We start from the raw sequence: 11,634 nt of genomic DNA, 5'->3' as shown, positions 1-11,634 counted from the left end.
TCGAGAATCGGGGCAATTGTTCACCCGCTTCGCCGGAAGGCAGATCACCCGGCTTTTAATCGGAGAGTAAATTAATGACTTTCTCAGCTCGCAAAACAGCTTCAATTGTTCTGATGACGTCTGCACTGGCACTGGGGGCGTGCTCGAAAAAGGCACCCGAAGAGCTTCCTCCCGCGCCTGCTGCAACGCCTGCACCAACGCCTGCGCCGACCTCTACAGCCCCAACTGGCCCAATGGTCGGATCGCAGGCCCATTTTGAGCGCGCCGTGGGCAGCTCGTCTGTGATTTATTTCGACACCGACCGCTTCAACATCGACAGCACTGACGCAGCCGCGCTTCAGGCACAGGCGCAATATTTCGCGCAATTCTCGCAAGTGAATTTCACCATCGAAGGGCATTGCGACGAACGCGGCACGCGCGAATACAACCTCGCTCTGGGTGAGCGTCGTGCCAATGCGGCGAAGAATTACCTCGTCAGCCTTGGCGTTGACCCTGCGCGTATTCGCACGGTGAGCTACGGCAAAGAGCGCCCTGTGGCGCTTGGTTCAGATCCAACCGCATGGGCGCAGAACCGCCGCGCCGCGAGCATCATCATCAACTGATTTTTGTGAAATTTGCTAAGAGCGCGCTCGCGTCCTGAAAGGGATACGGGCGCGTTTTTGTGTTAGCCTAGCTTTGCGTGGCTTTCGCGCTGAACACTTGCAGCACAGCGCCGTTTTCGCTCATAGCCGGGCCATTGATCTCGACACCCACGCGCGCGATCAGGCACAGGCACACGAGGGCCAGTGCGCTTGCGAGGCTGGAGATTTGCAATTGCTGGCTCATGGCCGGACAAAATTTCCTGTCTGTTGCTGCGGCGCTTTAGCGCTGCAATGATGAACGAATTATTGCATTGCAACATTTCACATCGCAACTTGTTCCCACATCTTCACTTTCGCGGCCAGAGGGCCTAGATGACCTGCGTGACCTTTCCGACGAACAACATGATTTGCCTGCAAGAGCGCGCTCGTGCCTAAAGCGCGGCGATCCAATGATTGGGGGTTCCCACGCTGGCGCGGCTATGAAGAATCGCGCGAGGCGGTGAATGTGCGCATTTGCGATCGGCACGGTTGCAATGAGCCGGGCGATTGTCCCGCACCCAAAGCGCCCAATAGCCCGGATAAGTGGTATTTCTGCCAAAAACACGCTGCCGAATACAATTCGAAATGGGATTATTTCGAAGGGCTCGACAAGGCTGAAAAAGCCGCGCGCGCAAAGGAAGAGCGCCAGCAATCCGAAGGCTATGCCGAGGCCTCGCATTATGGCTGGACGGGCTCTGGCGATGGATCAAGAAGCGCCGATGAAATGCGCGCGCTCGACCTGCTTGAGCTTGAGGCGGATGCCGATTTTGCGGCCATCAAGAAAGCCTACCGCGCCAAGGCAAAGCTGGTTCACCCCGATGTCAAACCGGGGGATGACGAGGCGGCACAGGAGTTTCAGAAACTCCAGGTTGCCTATGATGTTTTGCGCGTCGCAGAAGAGCGGCGTGAATGGAAAGGGTGAGCGGCGCCTAGGCGTCGATCACCACTGATTTCACGCGGTCGAATTTCCCGTCCGCAAGATCATCGGGCGTAATCCAATATTGCAGCGTCTTGCCGCCAAAATCGTGTTGCGGGCCTGAGCCGCTGGGCAATTCGAGCAAGAGGATGTGCTCATCAACCAGCGTGTCGCTCACGCTGTCAGCATAGCTTGGCGGGCCAAACATTCGCGCAGGAGTGGCAGCGTGGATATGCAAAATCCCATCGCTTTCGTATTCGCGGGCAAGCGCATGGGCATCCATCGCCTTGTCGATCCATTCGGCTGGAACGAGGGACAAGGCTTCGCTGCTCACTGAAAGGCTAAGGTCAACGGCCTCCACGACAATTGCGTTAAGATCACCGCCAAGCACGCCGCGCCGCGCATCGAACCAATTCCAGATGTCATCAGAGATATTCGATTCAAGCCTGTGACCTTCGGGGCGCTGGGTGCCAAGCAGATAGAGTTCTTTCGCCTCCTCGAACCATTGGCCAAATTGCGCATCGCGCTCTTCGGGTGAAAGGTCGGAATAAAGCGCTTCTGCAAGGACCGGGTCGGGGGATTTGAGCGCCTCTATCATGTGACTGGCGATCACACGAATTGCGCCAAAATCGTGGGGGAACACGGGGAAAGGGCGGCCCTTTTCATTCCGGGGAACGTCAAGCTCGCTCGTGGGTGCCGGGGCTGTACCGCTGCTCTTCTGGAGGTTGAGCAAGGCCTCGCCCGCCTGCGCGTCTGACCAATACCTTGGATCATTGTCGAGCGGGTCCGGCAATGTGAAAGCAATGGGAGCGAACGGAAAGCGCGGCATGACGCGCGGGACATAATCTTCTGCATCAGGCACGCAGTCGGTGCATCCGCTAAGCTTGAAGGCAGCCGTTCGGCCAAGCGCTGGCCCGGCGTCCTCAGGGATTTCGACAGGGCCCCATGCCTGGGATGAGCCGCGATGGTGAACAAAGGCGTGGGATTGGAGGAAGTCCTCCTCATCATCCCGGTCGCAGTTTACAAAACAATATAGCACGCCATCTTGTGGCAAGAGGCCCGTGGGGTCTTGTCCGGCCAGTTCAGCGCAATCCCATTGCATCAGGAATTGCAACGGCGCCCCGCCTTGGGCCCCACGTTCGCGCGGCCATTGAAAGTTCTCAGGGCCAATGGGCTGGCCACCGTAGAATGAAAGACCATCGGTGCCCGGTGTCTGAGGCAGGAACTGACGAAACACGATCGGCGTTTGTCGGGCGGCTTTGACTTCGGCACAGACGGTTGTTTCATGGGCCTCGTCCCCTGCACCGGGCGTGTTTGTCAACGCAAATGCCGCAGGCACATTGGCTTCATCCTCTCCTGAGGCAAAATCGGATTGCGCTTCGTCGTTTTCGATCCATTCGATCTCGTCATGCGGCTCTTCATCAATCGCCGGATCGTCCAAGTTTTCATCATACTCGACATGAGCGTTACCGTCCGCGAGTTCGTCGTCATGCTCGTCTGCGTCAAGATTGGTATCGGCAATGTGAGGCTCAGCCTCGTCGTCGAATTCGTGGCCGTTTGCCGCTGGTGGTTCGCCCGAAGGCGTTCCCTCGTCGCGTTCAGCGCCGCCCACAAGCGAGCGTCGCCTGCGCCCAGTGGCGGCAGGAGCGGGGGCAGGAGTGGGGGCAGAAGCGGGGGCTGGTGCCACCATTGGTGCTGCAGCAATTGCGGCTTCAGCGGGAAGATCAGCGCTGACCGCTTCATCCGCAGTTGCGACTTCGTCGGTAGTTGCTCGCGGCTTGGCGGGTTTTGCCCGCTTCCGGCGCAAGACAAGCCATAAGACAAGGCAAACCAATGCAAGCAAGAAACCACCCACCATCAATGCCAGCGGCGCATAGAGGCCGGGGCTGATTGAAGCGGTCAAAAGATCAATGTGCATGGCAAGCGTTCCTATAGCGATGCCCCTTGTGTCATTGGTTTGCCTCTCGCACACCGCCGCATTGGAGCCGGTTATCGAGGCACTCTAATAAATCTTGGTCAATTGAGCGTTAACGCAATGCCGCACCAGAATGGATATTTATGCGATTTTACAAGGCGCCTTAATGGGTTGGCAGTGTGAGCCTTGGACGGATCAATAGGCTAACCCTGATCGCCTCTGGGCTTGGCTGAAGACGTATTGATCTCAGTGGGTGGGTTATCGTTCCACCACGGCGTATCGGTCCAAGGCCGCACATCAACTTCAAAGCTCCAACAGCTGCGCGGTTGGTGCGCTAGGTGCCAATAAGTATCCGCCAAAGCTGCGGGATCAAGCACCCCGTCCTCTCCCTTGGACGCTTTGAAAGCCTCATATCTGTCACCCAATAGCCGCCCCAGAGTGTCAGGCGCATCGACCGGACCATCCACGAGGATGTGGCTGATATGGATGCCCTGAGGCGCAAATTCAGCGTTGAGCGACTGGCACAGCATTCGTCTCCCGCCGATAGCGGCAGCGTGCGAATGTTGTCCGGCATTCCCGCGCACAGCCGCTGTCGCAGAAGTCACAAGCACCACGCCGCGACCACGCTCCACCATAGCTGGGAGCATCGCTTGGGCGAGGCGAAAGAGCGCAAAAGAGGTCATTCGCCAGCCGAGCTCAAACGCCTTGTGCGGCGTATCGAAGAAGGGTCGATTGCCGATTTGCGCGCCCAGATTGAAAAGACACACCTCAATCGGTCCGATGTCTCGCTCAGTCGCCTCGACCAGCTCTTCGATTGTGCCATCTTCAACTGCATTGAGCAGCACGCCGGTTGCGCTCCCGCCTTCGGCCTCGATCTCAGCGACAAGCCGGTCGAGCCCCTCTTTATCAGAGCGCCTTGCCAGAACCGCGTGATAACCACCCTTGGCAAAACGCTTTGCCGTATTGCCGCCAATTCCGGCACCTGCGCCCAGCACCAGAACCACGGGATTGCGTGTATCACTCATCGACTGTCCCCTCTCGCCTCAACTGGCTGAGCGAAAGGGGTAGTCGTCAATTCACACGTGCTCAAGCGCCTGCTCAAAGTCGGCAATCAGATCATCTGCGTCCTCGATCCCGATGCTGATCCGGACAAGGCTGTCGGAAATGCCGAGTTGTTGGCGGCGGGCATGGGGTACTGAGAGGTGCGTCATCGAAGCCGGATGGCTCGCGAGCGTCTCTGTCCCGCCAAGGCTGACGGCGAGTTTGGCAATCTGCAAATTGTCAAGGAAGCGGAAGCATTCCTCTTCGCCGCCTTTCAGAAATACGCTGAAGGTGGACCCTGCGCCAAGGCAATGGCGGTCATAGATGTCCTGTTGGCGCGTGTCCTCAATCATGCCGAGATAGCCGAGGCCCGTGACCTTCGGATGGCCTTTTAGGAACGCGCACACCTTGGCCGCGTTCTCACCAGCGCGCTGCATCCTGAGTTCAACCGTTTCAAGGGAGCGCAAGAGCATCCAGGCGGTGTTGGGATCGACGATACCGCCCATCGTGTTCCTCAGAGCACGCACCGGATCCATCCACTTTTTCGCGCCCGCAATGCTGCCTGCGACAAGATCAGAATGTCCGCCGACATATTTCGTCAGCGAGTAAGCGACAATGTCCGCCCCATGGTCAAGCGGGCGCTGCCACAGCGGCCCCAAGAATGTGTTGTCGATAGCAATGGGGCAGGGTTTTTTGAGCACCTTGTCCCGCGCCGCTTTCACCGCTTCAATATCGACAAGGGCGTTGGTCGGATTGCCCGGGCTTTCGAGATAGATCATTGCGACCTTACCGCCATTTTCGCCCGCCTGGCATTTCGCGCGTGAGATGACCTCTTCGATTTCTTCAGGAGATGCGCCCGCCGGGAAATCGACATAGGTGACGCCGAATTTGGAAAGCACCTTGGCAACAAACCCTTCCGATGCCGCGTACAATGGCCCGGAATGGACGATCACATCGCCTTGGGAGACATAGGCCATCATCAGGATACAGATCGCGGTCATTCCGCTTGAGAAGGTGAGCGCGTCTTCTGCTCCATCCCAGATCGCGAGGCGGTCTTCGAGGATTTCCTGATTAGGGCCATTGAAACGCGAATAAACGAGGCCCTCTGCCCCGCCTTCGCGTTGGCCGGTAATCCCTTCAAAGTGGCGCTTGCCATCGGCGGCGCTGGGGAAGGCAAAGGTCGAGGTAAGGAAAATCGGTGCCTTCAACGAGCCTTCCGACAATTCCGGATCAAATCCATGCCCCATCATCATTGTTGATGGTTTCAATGCGCGGCCGCCAATGTGGGTTTTTTCCGGTTTTGGCTTTCGGCGCGGTGTTGGCTTGCCTGTTGCGTTGACTGCATCATTCACGACGCGTGTCTCCCTCCTAAGTACACGTCCCTAGGAAGGCAGGGACTTCACAATTTCGCGTGTTTTGGAGCACCCGCCTCTAACCTCCGCAGAAGCGCCTCTCCCCAAAGACATTTCGAGGTTATTGCGCGATGGTTTCCGTTGCAACCAGATTTCCACGACTAAACCACAGCACTGCGCAAAAACCCTAAGGGCGCGCGCGGGCTATAGAATTTCTGCATCAGGGCAGGGCCTAAGGTATACCCCGCTAGGGATTTTGCGGGCTACAGCTTTTGTGAATTGGGAATGGGGGCTAAGGGGTGTTCCCTGCTCAGATCAGCGCCGCCATCACCCAAACAATCGCAACGATCAGGAAAACGCCAAGCAAATCAAGCACAAGCCCTGCTTGAACAAGCTTCTCAATCTTGAGGCGGCCCGTGCTCCAGGCAATCGCATTGGGCCCTGTTCCCGCTGGCAGGATAAAGCCCCAGCTCGCCGCGAGCGCTGCTGGCATGGCGATGAGGATCGCCGCTTCGGCGCCATCACTTCCCAGGCCAAGCCCGGCGGCAAGGCTGGCAATGACCGGGATGATCGCGCTTGCGGTGGCGACATTGCTGGCAAATTCGGTGACGAGGACAACCATCGCAACCACTGCCAAGGCAATGATGAACAAAGGCATCGCCTCAAGCGGCAAAAGCGATTGGCCCAGCCAATCGGCAAGCCCTGAGGCCTGCATCCCGGCGGCAAGTGCCAGCCCTCCGCCAAACATTAAGATCACACCCCAGGGTGCGCGGTTTGCTTCGCTCCAGCTGAGCAGAGGCCGTCTCTTGCCACCCTCTTGCGTCCCGTCAGGCAAGATGAACAAGGTAAGGGCTGCAAGGACTGCAATTGTTCCATCGGTCCAACTGTTCGGCGGCAGGAAGGGCGCGACCCAACGCTGGCTCATCCACAAAAGAAAAGTGATCGCGATAATTGGGACAAGACGCTTTTCAGCAGGCGACCAGGGGGCGTGGTCGTCAATCGCGTTGCGCGCTGCGGCGACATCGAAGGGGTGGGCATCAACCCTTTGAACCCTCGCAATGATAAAGCACGCAAGCGGCACGCCGATCAAAACCACAGGCATTCCCAGCACCATCCAGTCGGCAAAGCTGATGCGTAGCCCGATCATGTCATCAAGCAATTGCACCGCAATGCCATTGGTGGGAGAGCCAACAATCGTGCCAAGCCCGCCAATGGTTGCGGCAAACGCAATCCCCATAGGAAGCGCGCCGTAAATGCCACTGGTTTCGGTGGGACCATCCGGGGCTTGCATAGACGCTCCGCCAGCAAGCACCGCCAGGGCCATCGGCATCATGATGAGCGTGGTGGAGGTGTTGGAGATCAGTCCCGACAGGATCGCCGCGCTGATCATAAAGGCGAGGAGCAGGCGCACCTGACCGCCTTCGCTGCCAATCGCTTTGAGGATCGCAAGGCTGAGCCGCCGGTGCAGCCCTGTGCGCTCAATCGCTAGCGCAATGAACGCCCCGCCAAGCAGAAGGAAGAGGATCGGCGCGTAGTACGCGCTTGCCGTCTCGCGTGCTGTCATGACACCGAATAGGGGCAGGCTCACGAAAGGCAAAAGCGCTGTTACCGAAAGCGGCACAGCCTCGGTCATCCACCAGGCGGCCATCCACGCAACCAGCCCCGCGACGAGCCACGCGTCGCCGCTCATTCCAGACGGCGCGGGAGCGAAGGCGGTGATGGCAAAGGCTAGCGGGCCAAGATACAAGCCGATTTTTTGGGCACTCATGGCGCTCGCGCTCCTCCCTTACGCGTTTATGCCTAGAGTGCCAGCTTGTCCGCCAAGCGCAAAGCTGTGCATCAGCATTGGTTGTGGAACGATTGGCACGAGGCTGCAAAGCGGCTAGTTTTCATCTCCTATGCGTGATGATCGCCCGATTGAAACCGTTCCGGACACTGCAAAGCTCGAGCCGCTCGCTCGCACACTTGGTGCAGCGTTTCAGAATGACCCGGCGCTCTCGTGGATTGTGCCTGATGCAAAACGGCGTGAGGCAATGCTTCCCGGCTTTTTCAAGGTCATGGCCGAGCAATCGCGCCGGCATGGGGAGATTTTGGCCTCACCGGATGAGGGCGCTGTAAGTCTCTGGTATCCGCCCGGCAAAGTGAGCGATGGATTCTTTGCGACGACTTACGACAATTTGCGGCTGCTCGCAGGCTTTCGCATCGATCTGCCGCGCGGGCTCAAGGTGGCCGAAGAAATGTACAAGCGCCATCCGAGCCCTCAACCTTACTCCTACCTTAGATATGTAGGCGTCGCCCCGAAGGCGCAGGGCAAGGGATGGGGCGGGGCGATTGTGCGCGCGGGCATCAAACGTGCTGCTTCAAAAGGGCAAGGCGTGCTGTTGGAGACAGCAACGCCGGATAACGTCGCGATATACACGCGATTGGGTTTTGAGATTTTGGAGGAATGGGAGGTGCCGGGTGGTGGGCCCAAATTCTGGACCATGATCCACCCCGCGCCCTGATCGACTGCTTCAGTCGCTTCCAAATTCAAGCCGCGCCGCTGCTCCGCCCGAAAGGTTTGGGTCTTTGGGTTTGCGTGGGAGCTCTGCGGCGAGCCCGCCGGTGTCCGGGTCATGGCCGTTTCCTGGCCCGTCTTTCTGCTCAGGCTTTGGAGCATTGGGGCGACGTTTTTGATCCGCCGCCCATTTGCCAAACCTGTCTTTCCAATAGGAAACCGACTTCTTCGCGCCTTTCAAAAAAGGCGGTTTGAACTTGCGAGGATTGGCTCTCGCGCCGCTCATTTCGGCGCAAGCACCATCAGCATTTGCCGGCCTTCGAGGCGCGGGAATGCTTCGACCTTGGCGATTTCTTCAACGTCTTCCTGCACGCGCTTCAATAAATCCATGCCCAGATGCTGGTGCGCCATTTCGCGACCGCGGAAGCGCAGGGTGACCTTCACCTTGTCGCCGTGGTTGATGAACTTGTTCACGTTCTTCATCTTCACGTCATAGTCATGCGTGTCGATGTTGGGACGCATTTTGACTTCTTTGATGTCTTGCGTTTTCTGAGTCTTACGTGCCGCATTGGCCTTTTTCTGGGCCTCATAGCGATATTTGCCGACATCGAGGAATTTGCACACGGGCGGGTCCGCATTGGGGGACACTTCAACAAGGTTCAGGCCCTTGTCATTGGCCTGCTCCATCGCTTCGCGCGTGAACATCACACCCAGGTTTTCGCCTTCATCATCGATGACGCGCACCTTGGGCACTTGAATAAACTGATCATAACGAGGGCCGCTTTTCGTTGGCGGGGCCATCTGACGCCGAGGTGGACGGGCTATGTGGGTTCTCCTGTTGTAGCCTTGTTTCGAGTCTTCGATATAGGCGCAAAGCCCTTAAGTTTCTAGGCGCAAGCGTCAAGCCGCCTCGCGATAAAGCGAAAATGTGACCAATTTGCCCTTTGGGGGTGCGAAAGCGCCTAGACTTGGACGCCCCACGAGAGTTTTGGGAAGTCGATCAGCCCCAAGCCGACAACGCGCGGCAAGAGCCACCACGCAACCGAGAAGAACAATCCAAAAAAGCCCGCTGCGAGCGGAACGACAAAGCTGCCAAGGGCAAGAAGCTGCAAGCGTTTGTTCTTTGCCTGCCAGATTGCCCGAGCAATCCACAATGCGAAATTGGATGAGACAAGTGCCCCGAGCATCAATCCAGAAGGCCAGACTTGCGACCAAGAATAATGATCTCCGAACAATTGACCAACCACTAGCGATGTCATTGCATAGAACATTGGTAGCATCACGATCCCGCCCCAGACACGGAGAAGAAGCGGCATAGGTTCCTTGTTCTTCGGTCCGCGCCAAAGGGAAAGGCCAAAGAAGCTTGCCCATGCGACATAGTGCCAAACTGTCAGCGTTTCGATCACCCAGTGCAGAGGGAGGAAGTCGCTCAAGCCGCCTCGCGATAAAGCGGGAATGTGACCAATTTGCCCTTTGCGGGCAGCACGGCGTCGATTTCGCGCGCTGGGCTCAGCGCTTTCAGGATTGCGGGAGCGCCTGCATCCATGCCGCCGGTGTAGGCGCCGAAAGCGGGCGCGATCATGCGGTCTGCGCTGGTCGCTGAGCGGCTCACCACGGCGCAGGGCCTTGCGATATGGCGGTTTCTCACCCGTAGCCGCATCTTGGGGTGGTAGTGGCCCGAGAGCTCTGGCCGGGTTTCGCCGGGGCGTGCTTCGTGGCGCAGGATCACGCCGGAAACTTCAAGCTCGCTAAAGCTTTGCGCGCCAAATTTCCTTGGCATTTCTTCATCGTGATTGCCCGTCACCCACACCCAATCGTGGGCACGGATGAGCCCCTCGAGCATACCGCTCGCATAGGGCTCTAACCGATTGGTGCCCGCATCATCGTGGAAATTGTCGCCCAGCGTGATGACCCGCCGCGCGCCCGTCGCCTTGATCGTATCGGCCAACCGCTCCAGCGTTGCGCGGCTGTCGTAAGGCGGGAGCATTTGCCCGGTCTGCGCGTACCAGCTGCCCTTCTCAAGGTGCAGGTCTGCGACCAGAAGTGTACGCTCACGCGGCCAATAAAGTGCGTTTGACCTGGTCAGCACCATCTCCTCACCCGCAAAGGCAAGGGGTGCAGAATCATCTGAGAACGAAACGGGAACCATGCTGTCTTTTGGCCAGCAAGACGCTGTTTGGCAAGTGTCAAAACAGGTGGACACTTTGCGTGTCATAGGGCAGGGGTGAAGATGAAAAAGGACGAGGGATCACTATGAGCGACTGGGCGGGTCATACCGGAAAAGCAAAGGCTTGGTTTGAAAGCCTGCGGGACCAGATTTGCGCCGCGTTTGAAAGCATTGAGCGTGAGGCCGGCTCGGATGCGAGCTTTCAATACACCCCATGGACCCGAGAGGAAGAGGGCAATGAAGACCCCGGCGGCGGTGTTCAGGGCCTGATGAAAGGCAAGGTGTTCGAAAAGGTCGGTGTCAACGTCTCTACCGTGCGCGGAAGCTTTTCGGAAGCATTTGCCGATCAGGTGAATGGGGCAAGCAAGGAGCACCCCGGCTTTACCGCGACCGGCATCAGCCTGGTGGCGCATATGCACAACCCCCATGTGCCAGCGGTGCATATGAACACGCGCTTCCTGACCACGCAGACTGCCTGGTTCGGGGGTGGGGCAGACCTTAATCCGCCGATCCCTTACGAAGAGGATACCGAGGAATTTCACGCCTCGATGCGTGCAGCCTGCGCCGCGCATAATCCGACCTATTATGAGCGGTACAAGAAATGGGCGGACGATTATTTTTACATCCCCCACCGCGAGGTGCATCGCGGCGTTGGCGGGATTTTCTATGATCACCTCGAATGCGAGGATGATGCGAGCTTTGATCGCAATTTTGCTTTCACACAGGATGTCGGCAAGGCGTTTCTCGACATTTATCCCAAGCTTGTGCGCAAGCGGATGAATAGCGAATTTAGTGATGCGGATGTTGCCCAACAGCTAGAATATCGCGGGCGTTATGCTGAGTTCAATCTCGTTTATGACCGGGGCACAATCTTTGGCCTCAAGACGGGCGGCAATATCGACGCGATTTTGATGAGCCTGCCGCCAAGGGCCACCTGGAGTTAAGCGAGCCTCGCAGGTGGGCCGGTAAAGCTGAAGATTGTCAAATATTACGGCTTGCAAATGCAATTCAGTCGCAATATCAAGATTGCAGCTCTTTTCTCACGATTCGTCTCATGCGTTGGATGCGAATCCCATCAGAGCGACAATGGCTCAGCGCTTATCCCTGCTAGAGCTTACACTTTGGC

At 57.7% G+C, this 11,634-nt stretch carries 13 protein-coding genes; 4 read left to right on the top strand and 9 right to left on the bottom strand.

The window, feature by feature from the left end:
• Positions 1-74 precede the first annotated feature (74 nt).
• Positions 75-602, top strand: a complete 528-nt coding sequence (pal, locus tag INR77_RS13340; protein ID WP_223071509.1) for a peptidoglycan-associated lipoprotein Pal — start codon at positions 75-77, stop codon at positions 600-602.
• A gap of 67 nt (positions 603-669) precedes the next feature.
• On the opposite strand, the gene INR77_RS13335 is transcribed toward pal, so the two are convergent.
• On the bottom strand, positions 670-825 hold the full coding sequence (locus INR77_RS13335) for a hypothetical protein (protein WP_223071508.1): 156 nt from the start codon (positions 823-825) through the stop codon (positions 670-672).
• Between the two features lie 183 nt (positions 826-1,008).
• On the opposite strand from INR77_RS13335, the gene INR77_RS13330 reads away from it, so the two are divergent.
• A complete protein-coding gene (locus tag INR77_RS13330; RefSeq protein WP_223071507.1) occupies positions 1,009-1,542 on the top strand; it encodes a J domain-containing protein in 534 nt (177 codons plus the stop codon).
• Between the two features lie 7 nt (positions 1,543-1,549).
• Here INR77_RS13330 and INR77_RS13325 read toward each other — a convergent pair whose 3' ends face one another.
• The 4 genes from INR77_RS13325 to INR77_RS13310 all read right to left on the bottom strand — a co-directional run bounded on the left by INR77_RS13325 (position 1,550) and on the right by INR77_RS13310 (position 7,612).
• On the bottom strand, positions 1,550-3,454 hold the full coding sequence (locus INR77_RS13325) for a DUF1963 domain-containing protein (RefSeq protein ID WP_223071506.1): 1,905 nt from the start codon (positions 3,452-3,454) through the stop codon (positions 1,550-1,552).
• A 200-nt stretch (positions 3,455-3,654) separates the two neighbouring features.
• Positions 3,655-4,476: an SDR family NAD(P)-dependent oxidoreductase gene (locus INR77_RS13320; protein WP_223071505.1), complete on the bottom strand. Its 822-nt coding sequence runs from the start codon at positions 4,474-4,476 to the stop codon at positions 3,655-3,657.
• A gap of 51 nt (positions 4,477-4,527) precedes the next feature.
• Entirely contained in the window at positions 4,528-5,844 is a 1,317-nt protein-coding gene (locus INR77_RS13315) for a cystathionine gamma-synthase family protein (protein WP_223071504.1), read from the bottom strand.
• Positions 5,845-6,154: 310 nt separating this feature from the next.
• A complete protein-coding gene (locus tag INR77_RS13310; protein WP_223071503.1) occupies positions 6,155-7,612 on the bottom strand; it encodes a DASS family sodium-coupled anion symporter in 1,458 nt (485 codons plus the stop codon).
• 130 nt (positions 7,613-7,742) lie between these two features.
• On the opposite strand from INR77_RS13310, the gene INR77_RS13305 reads away from it, so the two are divergent.
• A complete protein-coding gene (locus tag INR77_RS13305; protein ID WP_223071502.1) occupies positions 7,743-8,348 on the top strand; it encodes a GNAT family N-acetyltransferase in 606 nt (201 codons plus the stop codon).
• Between the two features lie 9 nt (positions 8,349-8,357).
• On the opposite strand, the gene INR77_RS13300 is transcribed toward INR77_RS13305, so the two are convergent.
• From INR77_RS13300 to pdeM, 4 genes are all read right to left on the bottom strand, one after another.
• On the bottom strand, positions 8,358-8,627 hold the full coding sequence (locus INR77_RS13300) for a hypothetical protein (RefSeq protein WP_223071501.1): 270 nt from the start codon (positions 8,625-8,627) through the stop codon (positions 8,358-8,360).
• Complete coding sequence (gene infC / locus INR77_RS13295; protein WP_223071500.1) at positions 8,624-9,142, bottom strand: translation initiation factor IF-3; 519 nt, start codon at positions 9,140-9,142, stop codon at positions 8,624-8,626. Before infC ends, INR77_RS13300 begins: the two co-directional genes overlap by 4 nt.
• 161 nt (positions 9,143-9,303) lie before the next feature.
• On the bottom strand, positions 9,304-9,774 hold the full coding sequence (locus INR77_RS13290; protein ID WP_223071499.1) for a hypothetical protein: 471 nt from the start codon (positions 9,772-9,774) through the stop codon (positions 9,304-9,306).
• Entirely contained in the window at positions 9,771-10,490 is a 720-nt protein-coding gene (gene pdeM, locus INR77_RS13285; protein WP_223071498.1) for a ligase-associated DNA damage response endonuclease PdeM, read from the bottom strand. Before pdeM ends, INR77_RS13290 begins: the two co-directional genes overlap by 4 nt.
• A 104-nt stretch (positions 10,491-10,594) precedes the next feature.
• On the opposite strand from pdeM, the gene hemF reads away from it, so the two are divergent.
• Positions 10,595-11,452 carry an oxygen-dependent coproporphyrinogen oxidase gene (hemF, locus tag INR77_RS13280; RefSeq protein ID WP_223071497.1) on the top strand — a complete coding sequence of 286 codons (858 nt, stop codon included), beginning with the start codon at positions 10,595-10,597 and terminating at the stop codon, positions 11,450-11,452.
• Positions 11,453-11,634: the final 182 nt, after the last annotated feature.

Origin of the sequence: Erythrobacter sp. SCSIO 43205 (genome assembly GCF_019904235.1) — a bacterium.
Classification (GTDB): domain Bacteria; phylum Pseudomonadota; class Alphaproteobacteria; order Sphingomonadales; family Sphingomonadaceae; genus Erythrobacter.
This window is presented reverse-complemented; position numbering and strand designations above follow the sequence as displayed.